20 protein-coding genes are annotated in these 15,484 nt (G+C 68.4%); 13 read left to right on the top strand and 7 right to left on the bottom strand.

The features are described from left to right. The 3 genes from AB0J09_RS34425 to AB0J09_RS34415 all read left to right on the top strand — a co-directional run. Positions 1-647 (top strand): alpha/beta hydrolase (locus AB0J09_RS34425; protein WP_360700057.1); only part of this gene is annotated, 647 nt, incomplete at its 5' end. Between the two features lie 228 nt (positions 648-875). Next, a complete protein-coding gene (locus AB0J09_RS34420; protein WP_360700054.1) occupies positions 876-1,703 on the top strand; it encodes a helix-turn-helix transcriptional regulator in 828 nt (275 codons plus the stop codon). 44 nt (positions 1,704-1,747) lie between these two features. Then, positions 1,748-2,698 (top strand): zinc-binding dehydrogenase, encoded by a 951-nt coding sequence (locus tag AB0J09_RS34415; protein ID WP_360700051.1) that lies wholly within the window; start codon positions 1,748-1,750, stop codon positions 2,696-2,698. A 126-nt stretch (positions 2,699-2,824) separates the two neighbouring features. Here the strand turns inward: AB0J09_RS34415 and AB0J09_RS34410 are convergent, their stop codons facing one another. Continuing rightward, positions 2,825-3,466: a GNAT family N-acetyltransferase gene (locus AB0J09_RS34410; protein ID WP_360700047.1), complete on the bottom strand. Its 642-nt coding sequence runs from the start codon at positions 3,464-3,466 to the stop codon at positions 2,825-2,827. 293 nt (positions 3,467-3,759) lie between these two features. Here AB0J09_RS34410 and AB0J09_RS34405 point away from each other — a divergent pair, with 293 nt between their 5' ends. From AB0J09_RS34405 to AB0J09_RS34395, 3 genes are all read left to right on the top strand, one after another. Beyond that, positions 3,760-4,962 (top strand): MFS transporter, encoded by a 1,203-nt coding sequence (locus tag AB0J09_RS34405; protein WP_360700044.1) that lies wholly within the window; start codon positions 3,760-3,762, stop codon positions 4,960-4,962. A 146-nt stretch (positions 4,963-5,108) separates the two neighbouring features. Further along, positions 5,109-5,498 carry a hypothetical protein gene (locus tag AB0J09_RS34400; protein ID WP_360700041.1) on the top strand — a complete coding sequence of 130 codons (390 nt, stop codon included), beginning with the start codon at positions 5,109-5,111 and terminating at the stop codon, positions 5,496-5,498. 31 nt (positions 5,499-5,529) lie between these two features. Then, entirely contained in the window at positions 5,530-6,099 is a 570-nt protein-coding gene (locus AB0J09_RS34395; RefSeq protein ID WP_360700038.1) for a hypothetical protein, read from the top strand. A 174-nt stretch (positions 6,100-6,273) separates the two neighbouring features. Here AB0J09_RS34395 and AB0J09_RS34390 read toward each other — a convergent pair whose 3' ends face one another. After that, positions 6,274-6,588, bottom strand: a complete 315-nt coding sequence (locus AB0J09_RS34390; protein ID WP_360700035.1) for a hypothetical protein — start codon at positions 6,586-6,588, stop codon at positions 6,274-6,276. Between the two features lie 125 nt (positions 6,589-6,713). Between AB0J09_RS34390 and AB0J09_RS34385 the strand changes: the two genes are divergently transcribed. After that, positions 6,714-7,259, top strand: coding sequence for a helix-turn-helix domain-containing protein (locus tag AB0J09_RS34385; RefSeq protein WP_360700032.1), 546 nt, complete (start codon positions 6,714-6,716; stop codon positions 7,257-7,259). Positions 7,260-7,478: 219 nt separating this feature from the next. On the opposite strand, the gene AB0J09_RS34380 is transcribed toward AB0J09_RS34385, so the two are convergent. Continuing rightward, positions 7,479-8,534: a hypothetical protein gene (locus tag AB0J09_RS34380; RefSeq protein ID WP_360700029.1), complete on the bottom strand. Its 1,056-nt coding sequence runs from the start codon at positions 8,532-8,534 to the stop codon at positions 7,479-7,481. A gap of 85 nt (positions 8,535-8,619) precedes the next feature. Here AB0J09_RS34380 and AB0J09_RS34375 point away from each other — a divergent pair, with 85 nt between their 5' ends. Next, positions 8,620-9,024 carry a hypothetical protein gene (locus tag AB0J09_RS34375; protein WP_360700025.1) on the top strand — a complete coding sequence of 135 codons (405 nt, stop codon included), beginning with the start codon at positions 8,620-8,622 and terminating at the stop codon, positions 9,022-9,024. Here the strand turns inward: AB0J09_RS34375 and AB0J09_RS34370 are convergent. Next, a complete protein-coding gene (locus AB0J09_RS34370; protein WP_360700022.1) occupies positions 8,999-9,943 on the bottom strand; it encodes a WYL domain-containing protein in 945 nt (314 codons plus the stop codon). The two genes, AB0J09_RS34375 and AB0J09_RS34370, sit on opposite strands and share 26 nt — an antisense overlap. Positions 9,944-10,047: 104 nt before the next feature. Between AB0J09_RS34370 and AB0J09_RS34365 the strand changes: the two genes are divergently transcribed. The 3 genes from AB0J09_RS34365 to AB0J09_RS34355 all read left to right on the top strand — a co-directional run bounded on the left by AB0J09_RS34365 (position 10,048) and on the right by AB0J09_RS34355 (position 12,856). After that, positions 10,048-10,881: an NAD(P)H-binding protein gene (locus AB0J09_RS34365; RefSeq protein ID WP_360700019.1), complete on the top strand. Its 834-nt coding sequence runs from the start codon at positions 10,048-10,050 to the stop codon at positions 10,879-10,881. Positions 10,882-10,919: 38 nt separating this feature from the next. Then, positions 10,920-11,555, top strand: a complete 636-nt coding sequence (locus tag AB0J09_RS34360; RefSeq protein WP_360700016.1) for a hypothetical protein — start codon at positions 10,920-10,922, stop codon at positions 11,553-11,555. A gap of 155 nt (positions 11,556-11,710) precedes the next feature. After that, positions 11,711-12,856: an epoxide hydrolase family protein gene (locus AB0J09_RS34355; RefSeq protein WP_360700013.1), complete on the top strand. Its 1,146-nt coding sequence runs from the start codon at positions 11,711-11,713 to the stop codon at positions 12,854-12,856. Here the strand turns inward: AB0J09_RS34355 and AB0J09_RS34350 are convergent. Both AB0J09_RS34350 and AB0J09_RS34345 read right to left on the bottom strand, forming a co-directional pair. After that, the gene (locus tag AB0J09_RS34350) at positions 12,764-13,144 is read right to left on the bottom strand and encodes a hypothetical protein (RefSeq protein WP_360700010.1); all 381 of its coding nucleotides are present in this window, start codon (positions 13,142-13,144) and stop codon (positions 12,764-12,766) included. The genes AB0J09_RS34355 and AB0J09_RS34350 overlap by 93 nt on opposite strands. Positions 13,145-13,728: 584 nt before the next feature. Next, a complete protein-coding gene (locus AB0J09_RS34345) occupies positions 13,729-13,896 on the bottom strand; it encodes a hypothetical protein (RefSeq protein WP_360700007.1) in 168 nt (55 codons plus the stop codon). Positions 13,897-13,914: 18 nt separating this feature from the next. Here AB0J09_RS34345 and AB0J09_RS34340 point away from each other — a divergent pair, with 18 nt between their 5' ends. Together AB0J09_RS34340 and AB0J09_RS34335 are read left to right on the top strand one after the other, a co-directional pair. Then, a complete protein-coding gene (locus tag AB0J09_RS34340; RefSeq protein WP_360700004.1) occupies positions 13,915-14,208 on the top strand; it encodes a hypothetical protein in 294 nt (97 codons plus the stop codon). A gap of 2 nt (positions 14,209-14,210) precedes the next feature. Then, positions 14,211-15,091, top strand: a protein-coding gene (locus AB0J09_RS34335) for an IS5 family transposase (protein ID WP_360700060.1) whose coding sequence is annotated in 2 segments (ribosomal slippage) — positions 14,211-14,571 and positions 14,571-15,091 — 882 coding nt in all. Because the reading frame shifts where the segments join, the coding sequence is not laid out codon by codon here. Positions 15,092-15,103: 12 nt separating this feature from the next. Here AB0J09_RS34335 and AB0J09_RS34330 read toward each other — a convergent pair. Next, positions 15,104-15,484 (bottom strand): DinB family protein (locus AB0J09_RS34330; RefSeq protein ID WP_360700001.1); only part of this gene is annotated, 381 nt, incomplete at its 5' end.

Raw genomic sequence — 15,484 nt, 5'->3', positions numbered from 1 at the left:
TGAGCCGCCTCGGCTACGAGCGCTACGGCGCCCAGGGTGGCGACAGCGGCTCGGTCATCTCCCCCGAGCTCGGCCGCGTCGCCCCCGACCGGGTGGCCGGCGTGCACGTCAACGGCGCGCTCGGCTTCCCGACCTTCGACCCGGCCGAGATGGAGGGCCTCACCGAGACCGAGCAGGCCCGCATGCAGACCTACGCCGACCAGGACCGCTCCGGCTACGCGATCATCCAGGTCACCCGGCCGCAGACCGTCGCCTTCGGCCTGCACGACTCCCCCGCCGCCCAGCTGGCCTGGATCGTGGAGAAGTTCAAGGAGTGGACCGACCCCGCGCACGACCTGCCCGAGGACGCGGTCGACCTTGACCAGATGCTCACCGACGTGACGATCTACTGGCTGACCCGCACCGCCGCCTCGTCCGCCCGGCTCTACAAGGAGGGCTCGGCACAGTGGGGGATGCCGGTCGAGCGCTCGGAGATCCCGCACGGGGTCGCGGTCTTCCCCGGCGACGGCGGGATCCGGCGTGTCGCCGAGCGCGAGCACAACGTGATCCACTGGTCGGAGTTCGACCGGGGCGGTCACTTCGCCGCCATGGAGGCCCCCGACCTGCTGGTCGACGACGTCCGGGCGTTCTTCCGTAAGGTCCGCTGACCACGGGCGGCTCGGGACCGGGCACGGTCCTGAGAGGCGGCCGGCAGACCACCACCGTCCTCGAGCAGGCCGGCCCTGCGGCGGGGTGTTCACGAGTACGGCTGAGCAGCGGTGCGGGCGCTCACGCCGAGCCTGCGGAACGTCACCCGAGACCGGTCGCCGCAGCCGAGCGATCACGTTCCCGCTTGCCAAGCATGAGCCATTTCATCCGCTCATATCATGACTTTCATGGCAAATGACCACCGCCGTACGGAGCTACGTGACTTCCTGCGGTCGCGACGCGCCCGGCTGACTCCAGCCGACGTGGGGATGCCGGAAGCGGGCCGACGCCGCACTCCCGGCCTGCGCCGCGAGGAGGTCGCGGTGCTGGCGGGGGTCGGAGTGTCCTGGTACACCTGGCTTGAGCAGGGCCGCGACATCACCGTCTCCAGCGAGGTGCTTGACGCGATCAGCAGGGCACTGCGGCTGGACGAGGCCGAACGACGGCATCTGTACCTGCTGGCCGGCCTGAACCCCCCGCCAGGCACCGCGGCGGCGGCCGAATCGGTGACGGAAGAACTGCGCCGTGTGATCGACGCCTGGTCGCCTCGTCCGGCCTACATCATGGACAGGCACTGGAACTTCGTGGCCGTCAACGATGCCGCCCGCGCGGTCTTCGGGTACGGCCGGACCGACCACAACTGCCTGGTCGCCTACTTCACCAACGAACGCTTCCGCGCCATGAGCCTGGACTGGGCGCAGCACGCCGCCGACGTGGCGGGCCGGTTCCGCGCGGACGCCGCGCAGTACCCCGACGACCCGGAGTTCGAACGCATCGCTTGCGAACTCGTCGCGGCCAGTCCCGAGTTCACCGACATCTGGGCCCGGCATGACGTCACCGCCGGCAACTCCGCGGTCAAGTCGATCCGCCACCCGGACGCCGGCGACCTCTGCTTCGAAGCCCTGAAGATGCCGCTGAACGACCACCCCGGTCTGCACCTCGTGCTGCACAATCCGCGGCCCGGCACCGGAACCGAGACCAGGCTCGCCAAGCTGGTGGTGCCAGACCCACGATAACCGGAGTCTGGGTATCTTCCCTGGCAGGCGGCACGATCGTGGGCATGAGAGCTATCACGATCCCCGAGTTCGGCGGTGCGGACGTCCTTCTGGCCGCTGAGGTGAAGATTCCCGAGCCCGGTCCCGGCCAGGTTGCCATCGACGTCGCCTACGCGGGTGCCAACTTCGCCGAGATCCTCTACCGGCAGGGCCTTGCGGCGGTGCCGCTCCCCTTCGTCCCCGGCATCGAGGTCTCCGGCCACATCCGCGCCCTCGGCCCCGGCGTGACAGGCCTGCGCGTCGGCCAGCCCGTGGCGGCACTGACCATCGTCGACAGCGGCGGCTACGCCGAGGTGGTCACCACCTCGGCGGAACTGGTCGCCCCGCTCGACGGTTCCGACCTCGGCCTGAACGTCGCCGCGGCGATCCCGTCCAACAGCACTACCGCCTTCCTCGTGCTGGACAGGGTGGCCCGCATCGCCCCAGGGGAAAGCGTTCTGGCGCACGCCGCGGCCGGCGGAGTGGGCAGCCAACTCGGCCAGGCCGCCAGACTGCTCGGCGCGGGCCGCGTGGTCGGCGCGGTCGGCAACACCGCCAAGATCGAGATCGCCAAGAGCTTCGGCTACCAGGAGGTGGTGCTCCGCGATCAGCATCCCTCCGGCTTCGACATCGTGGTCGACATGGTGGGCGGTACGGCACGCCGTACCGGGCTCGATGCCCTGAACCCGATGGGCCGCCTGATCGTCATGGGCAACGCCGGCGGCGCCGACGATGTCGGCATCTCGGCCAACGAGCTGTGGCTCTCCAACAAGACCGTGTCGGGGTTCAACCTGGCCGCCTTCTCCGCCGCCTTCCCCGAGGAGGCAGGCCGAGCGCTGCGCCGAGCCGTCGCCGCCGTAGCGGCAGGCGACCTGCGACTGCGCGTGGAGGAGCTGACGCTGGAGCAGGCCGCCGAGGCGCACCGGCGCATCGAATCCGGCACGACCACGGGCAAGCTCGTCCTCAAGGTCGCCTGATCGCACCTGCGATGGACCTCGTCAGCTCGCGCAGTGGGAAGGCTTGCCCTCCCCACTGCCGGCGCCGACGGTATCCGTGGAGCGAACGCGGAACCGAGCGCTCGCTCAGCGGAATGACACTGACTGTCAGAGGCCGAACAGCGGCCGACAAGCCGCCGTCCCGTCCACCCTCACCTCGGGCCGCTTCTCCTGAATCCACCTCTCCCGGGTAAGCCGTAGGCGGTCGGATACGACGGCCTCGTCGCCGCGGGCGTCAACCGAGATGCCGTCGTACTCATAGCCGAGCTTGCGGGACACGCCCTGAGAGGCATGGTTGTCCTGGAACACCTCGGTGAGTGCGGCACGTGCGTCGAGGTGATCGAAGGCCAGCGTCAGCAGGCCGACCCGAGCCTCGGTTCCGTAGCCCTTGCCCTGGTGTTCGATTCCCAGCCACGCGGATGTCGTGACCTCCCGAACAACCGGGAAGTCGCGCGCTCGAAGCGTGACCACGCCAAGCGGGTCTCCATGACGAAAGACCCCAAGCCCGAGCCGCCACGCTGTCACGCTCCAGCCTCCAAGCTGGCCCCAGTGTGCCTGCAGCACGAACCGGGCCCGATCCTCGGGGCTGCCGTCGGTCCAAGGCGTCAGGAACGGACGCTCGTCCGCGCGGTGCACGCCCCTGCCGGCGAGGTGAGCAAGCTCCGCCAGTTCCTCTTCACGGGGCAGGCGAAGCTCGAGTCGGGGCGTGAAGATGGTGAGGCCGTATAGGGGCCACAGATCAGAAAGCATGGACTCGATCCTGACGATCAAGCCCCCCGCTGGGCTACTGGTTTGCTGAGCCAGCGCTGTCATCGGCATGATCGCGCGACTCGCGGCAGATCCTGATGCCGCTCATTGGCTGGACGGCTCGACCGGAGCGTCGATCGCCGCATCATGCTGACTATCGATGCGTTGCCGGGCGGCCATGCCCGCGGGGCGATGGCGAAAAAACGATTTGACAGCAGAGATATTCTGATCCTCCGTGCTTTCGGCGGACCGTGAGTCGCGAGGGGGCCCTGCCCTCTCAAGACTCAGGAGCCGCAATGCGCCGGGCGCCCGCCCTCTCCTTCCTCCTCGTCACCGTCTTCCTCGACATGCTCGGGCTCGGCCTGATCGTGCCGATCGTGCCGGCCCTGATGACGGCCGTCACCGAGGACGCCACCGCCGCTGTCTTCTGGTCCGGCCTGCTCGGCTCGATCTACGGCCTGCTGCAGTTCGTCGTCTCGCCGCTGCTCGGGCGGCTCTCCGACCGGTACGGCCGACGGCCCGTCCTGCTCGCGTCGCTGACCTGCCTCGGCGTCGACTGGCTGGCCCATGCGGTTTCGCCCAGCCCTTGGACCCTCTTGGTGTTCCACGCCCTCGCCGGCGCGTGCGCGGGAACGAACACCGTGGTCAACGCATACATCGCTGACGTCACAGAACCCAAGTCGCGGGCACGCGCGTACGGGCTGATCGGCTCCGCGTTCGGGCTCGGCTTCGTCGCCGGCCCGACCATCGGCGGCCTGCTCGGCGCCATCGACGTACGCCTGCCGTTCTTCGCCGCAGCCGCGCTGTCCTTCGCCAACGTCGCGTACGGCTGGTTCGTCCTGCCCGAGTCGCGTCCCGGCGACCGGACGACCCCGCTGACCCTGCGGATGGCGAACCCGGTCGCCGCCATCGCCGTCGTCCTGCGTCGGCCGGTGCTCGGGCGGCTCGCGTACGCCCGCTTCTACGCCGACGTCGCCCGCATGACCCACCAGTCGATCTGGACGTTCTTCCTCACGTACCGGTTCTCCTGGAGCACCGCGCACGTCGGCGTCGTGATGGCAGCTGTCGCGCTCGCCGGCGCGCTCTTTCAGGCGCGGGCCGTCGGCCCGATCGTCCGACGGCTCGGCGACAAGCCCGCCGCGGTGGCCGGCAGCCTACTCGGCGTCGCTGCGCTGACAGGTACGGCGTTCGTGTCCGTACCGTGGATGCTTTACGTCCTGCAGGCGGTCGGCGTGCTCGGCTCGGTCGGCGGTGCGGCCACACAATCGTGGATCTCCCGCAACGTCCGGGCCGACGAGCAAGGGACCGTGCATGGCGCGCTGACTGGGATCGGCGCCGTTGCGGAGACCGTGGTGCCGGTTTCGGCCGGCACGGCGTTCGGGTGGTCGCTGGCGTACGCATCACCGGGTTTGGTCTTCGTCGGTGCGGCCGCTTTCACGGCTTTGTCGGCGCTCCTGCTGGCCGCAACGCCCGATGTCCGGACAGCACCGTTCAGATAAAGCCGATGCGGTCGTCTCGGCATGCACAGGAATCCGACGGTTTCCTGCGCGCCCGGACGACCGCAACTCGTACCACTCACCGCATCCTCTTCTCGGCAGGAGAAGACGACAGTGCGTGCCTCGATAAGCAAGTGGCATAGTCACTCATGAACCACAAAGGCCGCTTCCCCGCGCCGGAAGCGGCCTTTGACCTGAGTGGAGATGAGGGATTCGAACCCCTGGCCCCTTCGATGCGAAGCCAGTTAGCCATGAGCGCCGTCAGGGCGAATATGGCCAGTGACCTGTACAGAAGGTCTCTGAGAGTCCGTGAACGTCCGAACCCGTACACGTCGATCGTCACTCAGTTTGTCACTCAGAGAGGATCACAACTCCCCAGGCTGCCGCGTCTCGATGCGGGCAACGGCGAAAACGAAGATCTGGCCAGCGGCGCGGATCGCGACCTGTGGCCGTTCCACTCCAGCGGCTACGTGTCCCCCGGAGGCGATTTCGTCGAGATTCGTGCACTGCGCGGTTACGGCACCGCGGCGCTGTCATGATCTCGGTGGCACCTCACCGATGGGATCCGCGATGTCTACTCGCTCACTCGTGCTGCTGGCCGCCTCGCTCTGTGCGGGCGGCCTCGCAGCTCTCGTGTACTACTTCAACGACTCCGACCTGGTGCTCTTGAGAGAACATCTGAACCATCCGTTCGCACTCGGTGTGCTGGCCTGCCTCCTTATGGCGTGGGCCGCCACCGGGCTGCGATGGAAGTGGCTACGCGTCGTGATCATCGCCCTTGCCGGGCTCGGCGCGAGTGCCGCGCTGCTCGGGGGGTTGGTCACCCTTGCGTTCACCGCTACCGAGGAAGCCGGCTTCGTCGACGGACCGGCCCCGTACAGGATCCGGCTTCAGCGGTCGACAGCAGGACTCGGGCCGGACACGGTGATGTGGCTCAGCATCCGCAAGGACGAAGGGTTCCTCAGCAGAGAGTGGCATCTCGGCTGCTTCAACGACGACGACCCCGATGACGCCTTCGACTCGGTCAAGTGGACAGGGCCGAGTTCGGTCGAGATCCGGGTGACCGACGGGCGAACGTTCCCCGTAGCCCTGGACCCCACCTCGGGCCGACCCCAGACCACCGCCGCCCTCAATTGTTGACAGCGGCCTACAAGCGACCAAACTGGGAGGCTGTCGGCCGAGCACGAAGAGCCCTGGGCCACGGAGTCGCTTTATGAGCGAGTTTCCACAGGTCAAGACCGTAGGGGTTGGTTTATGGGCTGTGACGCGCGATTTCAGACGGGAAACGATCTACCCGAAGCATGGATCGGCTCCTCATGTTGTACGCCCGAGTTGGTGAATGCGCCGCACCCGTCCGTCGTCGGCAACCTCGCCGACAAGGATCCACTCGATCACCGTATGGCCGAGCTTGCGATGGTCTGCGACCAGGCGACAGTGTGCAGCGAACCGGTGGCCGTCGACGAGGAGGTCATCGATCTGCATCTCGACGGCGATGACGTTCTTGCGGGCCGGGGCCGCATGTCTGATCAGCTGGTCGCGGGAGAGTTCTGTCCCGTCGGTCACCCAGATCGCGTCCTCGGTGAAGGTGCGATCCCCGATCCGGGCGGGATCCTCGTCGGACAGGGACATGTCGTGGATGTAGTCCTTCAGAAGGCGCCGTGCCGCCAGTTCCGTTATCTCTGACATTCCTGTCATACTTCAGAAGTCCATTAGGCTTGTCAACCATGTCAGAGATAAGGCGTCGCCGTCAGCGGGTGGAAGTCGCACGCAACCGTGCCGCTCTGGTGTCGGCGGCGATTCAGGTGCTTGCCGAGCACCCCGAGGCAAGCATGTCCGACATCGCATCCGCGGCCGGCGTGACGCGGCAGACCGCTTACGTGCACTTCGGCACCCGCGAAGCACTGCTCGTGGCAGTCCGCGACGAGCTCAGCAACCGGGCGTTCGCCGCGCTGGATGCCGCGGACCTCGAGGCCGGCCGCGCCACCGAAGCCCTTGAGCGGTTCCTCGCCGCAGTCACAACACTGTTGGCCGAGCAGGCGGCATTCGACCATTCAGACAGCGACTCGGAGGCAGACGCCGCACGCCACCTACCCATCGGGCAGCGCTTGGAGGCATTGATCCGCCGCGGACGCGCCAGCGGCGAATTCACGACCGAGCTGGAGACGAGTTGGCTGGTCACCGCGACGATCGCGCTCGGACATGCCGCCGACCATCAGATCCGCAGAGGTCACCTGGATACGCAAGCCGCGGCAGGACAGTTCCGGACCTCGGTGATGCGCTTGTGCATCGCGGGTCCATAGACATGGGCCTCACGGCGCCGACAATCTCCCGCCGGCGCCGGCGGTATCCGTGGGGCGAACGCCACACACGGTACTCCGGGGACCGAGCACTCAGCGGCATGAGAGTGCATCGGTGGAATCGGGGCGTGCGGACGACGGCACGCCGTTGTCTCGGTCGTTGGCGCCTCGGGTGATGGACGCCGCCCGCCAGTCCCCAGCGGCGGGCCGCACCGCATCGAGTCAGTCCTCGTCGGCCAGCTGCCACAGGTGCAGGGCCGTCCGGTCCTTGGAAACCGTGTACCAGGCGCCCTGCCCTGCCGATCGGGGGGATCCCGAGACAGGGAACGGGTAGGCGATCCGACTGCGCAGGGCCATCGTGTGTGGGTCGACAAGCCAATGGCGGGGGACCTCCGCGTCGTACTCGGTGCCGACCACGGCGGTGTCGTCGTACGGGAACGCCGCTTCATAGTCCCAACAAATGCGGTCGTCGTCCTCACTTGAGGGAGGGGGCACGGCTTCCTCGGCGTTCAGACGCCGCAGTTCCACGCCATCCTCCGCCCGGTGCAGGTAGAGGGCCCACTGCCCCGGATCCGTGGTCAGGAAGTGCTCCCCGGACGGGCTCACGGCGAGGAAGACCTCCTCGACGAACCGCTGGACAGTGAGCTTCGTGCCATCCCAGTGTCCCCACAGCACGGGCGAGTCCTCCTCGCCCTCGCCGACAGTCAGCCCCATGTACGCCGAGTTCGGATGGGGGAAGTGGACAGAGCCCGATCCCACAGTCATCGTCTCGGCCCGGGCCAGCAGCGTGCCGTCGGCGGGGTCGAGGATCAGCCACTCCTCTTTGACGTCGCCCCCCGCGTAGTTGCGGATGTGGGCCCAGAGGAGCTTGCCATCCGAGGAGAAGGCCGCCGAGCCGCTGTCCGCGTGGCCGTGGTAGTAGTCGTCGGCGTACTCGGAAAACGAGGCATGGGCCTCGGTGCACACGGCGGCGGACCAACAGCCGTGCCGGATCTCCCACCGTACGGCGCCGGTCGAATCCACGGCTCGCAACGCATGCACGCCGGCGAACACGGCGACATCACCCGTGGGCGAGACCGCCACCGAGCCGTACCGGCGAGGCCAGGGCGCGGGGAGGCGGCCCTCCGGCTTCTCCGCGCCCAGGTCGCGGACGGCCAGCTCGGTGTCCCCGCGCTGCACGAGTAGCCTGCGCCCGGGCCAGTGCAGCACCTGGGGAGGGTCTGCGGACGCCGGGTTCAGCGGTGCGGTCACAGTGGCGACAAGACGAGCGACGGTCACGGAGTCCTCCTGCGCGGTGGGGCGCGAAACAGGGAGCGTCCACCATACGGGGAACACCAGGGGCATCGGGACGCGACCGGGGGTCATGCAGGACCTCCGCCCCGGCGCCGATGGCCGCGGCGAAGAAGGCATCGACGAACTGGCGGTCGGTTGCCGCGAAAGCGATGTGCGACTCGCGGAAACCGTCGCCGGTCGACTGCTGGCCGATCCAGAACGTGGGGCGGTCAACGCCGTATCCGATGACTGGACCGAATTCCATGATCCGTCGGCCGCCGAGCGGCGCCAGAGCAGCGTCGTAGAAGGCCACGCTCTTGACGAGATCTCCGCACTGAATCCACAAGTGATCAAGCATGGCGGCAGGTTAGCTGTAGGCGGCGTCGCTCCCGAGGTGGAAGCTCGCTGGCTTCACGGGCTCGCGCTCCTAGGCATCCGGCGACCGCCAAGCGGCACGTCGACCAGGCCGATTAGTCGTCGCGGCTCGCGCGGGTGAGCCGATGAGCGAGCGCTCGGATGTGGTGTTTGAGTTCGGGTGGATCGAGGACCTCGAAGTCGATGCCCTTGAGCACGACGTAGAGGGCGATTTTGTCGAGGGATTCGCCGCCGGCGTGGAAGAGGCAACTGTCGGCGTCGCGGTGTTCGAGACGGCCCGCAGTGGGTGACGTGTGTTCGGCGACGATGTCGAGCGGTGCGTGGAACAGGATGGTCGCCCGGTACCGGTATGGGGAAGCGGTAAGGGCGTTGGAGACGTAGGTGTGTGCCCCCTCGGCGGGTTCGGGCCGGGGAGTGAAGCGCGGCCCGGGTTCCGGGGTCCGGTCCATGCGGTCCAAGCGGAAGGTGCGCCAGTCGTCGCGGTCGAGGTCGAAGGCGAGCAGGTACCAGCGCCGGCCGGTGTGGATGAGCCGGTACGGCTCGACGCGGCGGGTGCGTTGCTGGTAGCCGAAGCGGATGCCTTCGTGGGCGCGGCAGGCGGCGGCCAGGGCGGTGAGCAGGTCGGGGTCCACGGTGGGGCCGGGGCCGGTCAGCGGCAGGATGGCCGACTGCATCGCGCCCACGCGGTGGCGCAGCCGGGAGGGCAGGACCTGTTCGAGCTTGGCGAGAGCACGCAGCGAGGTCTCCTCGATCCCGGTGACCGTGCCCGTGGCGGCGGCGCGCAGGCCGATGGCCACGGCGACAGCTTCGTCGTCGTCGAGCAGCAGCGGCGGCAGGGCAGCCCCGACCCCGAGCCGGTACCCGCCGGTGGTGCCGGTGGCGGACTCGACGGGGTAGCCGAGGTCGCGGAGCCGGTCGACGTCGCGGCGGACGGTGCGGGTGGTGACGCCGAGGCGCTCAGCCAGTTCGGCGCCGGGCCAGTCGCGGCGGGATTGGAGCAGGGACAGCAGCCGCAACAGCCGTGCCGAGGTTTCCAGCATCCGCGCACACTCCCTTCAGCTTGAGGACCGGTCTTGTCCTCAACGGTTTCTAGTGTGGCTCGTACCGGGTCGCCCGGGAACCCCTCGAAGCCAAGGAGAACGTCATGATCCTCGTCACCGGCGCCACTGGAAACGTCGGCCGCCACGTGCTCGACCTGCTGGTCGCTGGCGGCCACGCCGTGCGTGCCCTGAGCCGGTCTCCGCTGGAGGCGGTGTGGCCGACCGAGGTCGATGTCGTCGCCGGCGACCTGGCCGCCCCCGCGTCGCTGGACGCGGCCCTGGCCGGCGTGGAGTCGGTGTTCCTGTTCGCCGTCCCGAGCAGCGGGCCCGCGTTCGTCGCCGCTGCCCAGCAGGCCGGCGTGCGTCGGGTCGTGCTGCTGTCCTCCGGCGCGGTCGACGACGAAGCGGAGGTCCAGGACGGGCCGATCGCCACCTACCACGCCGAGATTGAGCAAGCCCTGCGCGGCTCCGGCCTGGCGTGGACGTTCCTGCGCCCGGACGTGTTCGCCGCCAACAGCCTGATGTGGGCCGGGCAGACCAGGTCCGGCGAGGTGATCCGCGGTGCCTACGCCGAGGCGGCATCCGCGCCGGTGCACGAGGCTGACATCGCTGCGGTCGCCGTGGTCGCCCTCACCGAGGACGGGCATGCCGGCCAGGTCTACCGGCTGACCGGGCCGCAATCGCTCAGCCATGCCGACCAGGCCGCCATCCTCGGCCGCGTGCTCGGCCGGCCCATCCGCTACGCCGAACTACCCGCCGAGACCGTGCGTCAGGCGATGAGCGCCCACGTGCCGGGCCCCATCCTGGACAACATCTTCACAACCTGGGCCGCCTCCGTCGGCCGCACCGCACCCACCACCACCGACATCGAGAAGGTCACCGGTCGTCCCGCGCGGAGCTACCACGACTGGGTCCTCGACCACGCCGCCGCGTTCTAGTCCCCAACCACCGTCCCGCGTCGAGGAGCAACCGAGAGATGACCCGCGTCTACCTGGAAGAGGGCCGAACGAAAATCGTCGCCTGCGCGCTGGACTGGCCCGGCTGGGCGCGCATCGGCACCACCGAGGACCGCGCCGTGGCCGCGCTGACGACTTACGCCGACCGGTACCGGCTCATAGCCGCCAGTGCCGGGCTGTCCTTCGACCCCGGCCCGATCGAGATCGTCGAGACGGTGACCGGCGTCAACACCACCGACTGGGGCGCGCCCGGCGTACCCGTCGCCGAGGACAGCCAGCCCTACGGCGCCGCGGCAGCGGAGCGTACCGCCACGATTCTGCAGACCGCATGGCGGGCCCTCGACGACCTCGCCAGGTCCGCCCCGGAGACTCTCCGCAAAGGGCCCCGCGGCGGCGGACGCGACCGCGACGAGATTGTCGCCCACGCCGTCGACACCGAACGCGCCTATGCCCGCAAAATCGGCATCCGGCACCGGCCGTTCGCGGCCCACGACCGGACCGCCCTGACCGCACTGCGCACCGCGATCCTCGACGTCCTGGGCAACCCAGCCGATGGCGCACCGCTCACCCGCGACGGATGGCCACCGGCCTACGCCGCCCGCCGGTTCGCCTGGCACGTCCTCGACCATGTCTGGGAGATCGAGGACAAGTCCTAACCGCCAACAAGCTCCCTGGCCGAGCCCACCACCGTCCACCATGGACGATGGCGGGCTCGTTGCCTTGTACGGGCGCGCCCGCCGCCAAGATTTCCGAAGCATTGTCCCAGCGTTGCGGACAGAACCTGTCCGCAACGGTCGCTAACGTCGGGTCCATGACAGCGATCAACGAGTTCCACATCGACATTCCTCAGACCGACCTCGACGACCTGCGCCAGCGCCTCGCCCACACCCGGTGGGGGGCACAACTGCCGGGTGCCGAGTGGGAGCGGGGCGTGCCGGTCGGTTACCTCAAGGAGCTGACTGAATACTGGGCCGCCAAGTACGACTGGCGCGTACACGAGGCCGAGCTCAACACCTACCCGCAGTACGTCACCGACATCGACGGACAGCGACTGCATTTCGTACACGTAAAATCCGCCGAACCTGACGCGCTGCCGCTGGTGCTCGTGCACGGATGGCCGGGCTCGATCGTGGAATTCCTCGACGTGATCGGCCCGCTGAGCGACCCGCGGGCGCATGGCGGCGACCCGGCCGACGCGTTCGACCTGGTAATCCCGTCACTGCCCGGGTTCGGGTTCTCCGGGCCGCTGTCCAGGCCGGGCTGGGACAGCCGGCGGATCGCGTCCGCGTTCGCCGAGCTGATGCACTGCCTCGGCTACCACCGGTACGGCGCGCAGGGTGGCGACTTCGGCGCGTTCGTCGCGCCCGACCTCGGCCGGGTCGACCCGCAGCACGTCGTCGGCGTGCACGTCAACGCCGCCACCATGGGCTTCATCCCGTTCGGCGAGCTCAGCGAGGTCGAACTGGCCGCCCTCACCGACGCCGAGCGGGCCCGCGTGGCGCGGATGCGGGCGTTCCTCGGCGAAGGCAACGGATACTTCCAGATCCAGTCGACCCGTCCGCAGACTCTCGCACACGCACTGGTCGACTCGCCAGTCGGGCAACTGGCCTGGATCGTCGAGAAGTTCAAGGAATGGACCCACGGCGACCTGCCCGAGCAATCGGTCGACCGGGACCGGATACTCACCAACGTCATGCTGTACTGGCTGACCGGCACTGCTGGCTCCGCCGCGAACCTCTACTACGAGAGCATGCACACCCGCAACTGGCCCACCCCCAGCGAAATGCCCACCGGCGTCGCGGTGTTCGTCGAGGACATCGCCATCCGCCACTATGCCGTACGCGGCAACACCATCGTGCACTGGTCAGAGTTCGACCGAGGCGGACACTTCGCCGCCATGGAAGCACCCGACCTGCTCGTCCAGGACATGCGCACCTTCTTCCGCCCTTTCCGCTGACCCCGCCGCGGAATCGGCCATAAAGGTCCTGCTCAAGCGCGGCGATCCGATCACCTTCCAAGCCATCCAGCGCGAAGCGGGCGTGTCGCACTCCTTCTCTACACCCACCCGATCCTGCGCGACCGCATCCAACGCCTGCGGCAGCAGAACCGGCCGGCATCCCCGCCCAACCCTGTTCCAGAAAGCGAGAGCAACCTCGTCCTGACCCTCAGCAACGAGATGACCCGATTGAAGAAGCAACACCGCGAAGAGATCAAGGAACTTCGCGCGGCCCTGGAACAGGCTCACGGAGAAAACCTCGAGCTCCGCCGCGAGCTCCGCCGCGAGCTCCGCAGACGAGGCCAGGGCTAACAAGTCGGCCGCTCAGCGACCGCAGGCCCGAAACCCTCACAATCGAGCCGCCCGACCACGCCAGAGACCTCACCGACCAGCGGCCCAGCGAGCCACCCACCCCGAACGGGACATCCCCACCACGGACTTAAGCCACAAATCGCTACAGCAAGACCCAGCACTCCGTCAGCCGAGGGCTTCGCCATGCCCACCGGCTCGTCCACCGCGCTCCAACAGCCGCGAGACAGCACCCGAGCCCTTCACCGCGCCCGATCCGTGGGCCCCAACCCCGGCAGAACCAGGCTCGGAAACCCCTGAAATGTCCTGTGCCAGCGAAAGCTGAGCGAGTGCCATCCAAGTTTGAGTGGCCTGGGACACTCACTCACGGTGTGCTGTGCATTGACTGTCAGAAGGTTGGTCCAGACAACCCCAGACGCATTCACGGGGCTCTCCAGCCATTGGTAGTACCAGGCGCGGAAACCGGAGCCCACCGGGGTTCGCCGGCGAAGGGAGTGCCGCCACGGGCTGAGTACGCGTGCCGGTCAGCCGCGCAGGCTCAGGTGGCGTTCGGCCAGGATGCCGGCCAGGGTGGCGGCGATCTGCTGGACGACGGCGGCGGTGGGGTGGCGGGCGAGGTCCGCGTGGGGCCAGGCCTGCTGGTCCTCGGCCAACTCCCGCAGGACCGCCGAGCGCGCACGTCCTCCGACCATGACAAAACGCTCCTTTCGGTGAATGTCGTCGCGCTCTGTAACGGCAGGTTGTCCTGCCACTATGAGTGGGATGTGACCCTCGACGCGGAAACCTCGGCCATGATCATCGGCTACCGGCCGCAGAAAGCTCCGCCGGAGTGGGACCACATCTGCGGGCATGTGCGCATGCTGGTCGCCGACCGCTCCCCCTACCAGGTGGAACGGCTGCTCACCGCGACCACCCGCCTGGCCGTGTGGTGTCACCGCTCCGGCCTGCCGGATGACCTGTCCGGCGGATCATGTGACCGCCGGGGTTTCGGGTCGTTGGTATGAGCATGGGGCGGGGAGATTTGACGAATGAGGAGTGGGCCCGGCTGAAGGCGCATCTGCCGACGTCCGGGCAGCGCGGCGGCCGTTGGGCCAGCCACCGCAGGGTCATCAACGGGATCCTGTACCGGCTGCGCACTGGGGTGCCATGGCGGGATCTACCTGCGCGTTTCGGTCCATGGAAGACGGTGTACGAACGGCACAGACGCTGGTCGGCGGACGGCACCTGGGACAGGATCTTCGCGGCCGTCCTGGCCGACGCCGACGCGGCAGGCCGGATCGACTGGTCGATGGTGAGCGTCGATTCGACCTCCTTCCGGGCCCATCAGCACGCCGCCGGGGCTCGTAGGAAACCGCCAAGAGTGCCGGGAAAAGACGCACGCCCCGGCAGCACCGCCCCGACGAGGGACTCGGACGCTCCCGGGGCGGCCTGACCTGCAAGATCCACCTCGCTGGTGAGGGTGGACGTCGCCCCCTGGCCCTGCTGATCACTCCGGGCCAGTGGGGCGACGCTCCGCAGCTCATCCCGGTCATGGAACGCATCCGCGTCGGCCGCCTCGGCGGCGGACACCCGCGCACGCGGCCCGACCATCTCGGCGGCGACAAGGCGTACTCCTCCCGTCGCAACCGCCGCTACCTGCGACGACGCCAGATCAAGCACACCATCCCCGAGCCGAAGAACCAGCGGGCCAACCGCCAACGAAAGGGCAGCAAGGGCGGCCAACCCGCAGGCTTCGACAAGACGATCTACAAGCGAAGGAACGAAGTCGAGCGAACGATCAACGCGTTGAAGAACTCCCGGGTCGTAGCCACGAGGTTCGACAAGCGCGGCTACATCTTCCACGGCACCGTCACCGTCGCCTCGACCCGACTCTGGCTCCGCCCATGATCTCCGCCGGATCTAGTCGCCGGTCGTGCCGTCGAGCATCTCGCGCAGGATGTCCAGGTGGCCGTTGTGACGGGCTGTCTCCTCGGTGAGGTGAAGGAGGATCCAGCGCAGGTCGACATGGCGACCGTCGCGGACAGCTCGCTTGGCCTCGGTGTCCAGGCTGTTCCCGGCAACCAGTTCGCGGTAGCGGGCGCTCTGTTCAGCGTATTCGTCGAGCAACTGAGTGAGCGGGAAGTCGACGGCGATACGCATCTCGCGGTCGGGGTCCTCCTCGGTCCAGGGGCCCCGGTCTTCCTCACCGAGGAAGACCACCTGGAACCAGTAGTACTCGACCCACCGGAGGTGGTTGATCACTCCGCTCATGGTCATCAGCGGTGAGCCCGGCAGGAGCGC

The sequence above is a fragment of the Nonomuraea sp. NPDC049784 genome (assembly GCF_040659615.1).
In the GTDB taxonomy this organism is placed as follows: domain Bacteria; phylum Actinomycetota; class Actinomycetes; order Streptosporangiales; family Streptosporangiaceae; genus Nonomuraea.
This window is presented reverse-complemented; position numbering and strand designations above follow the sequence as displayed.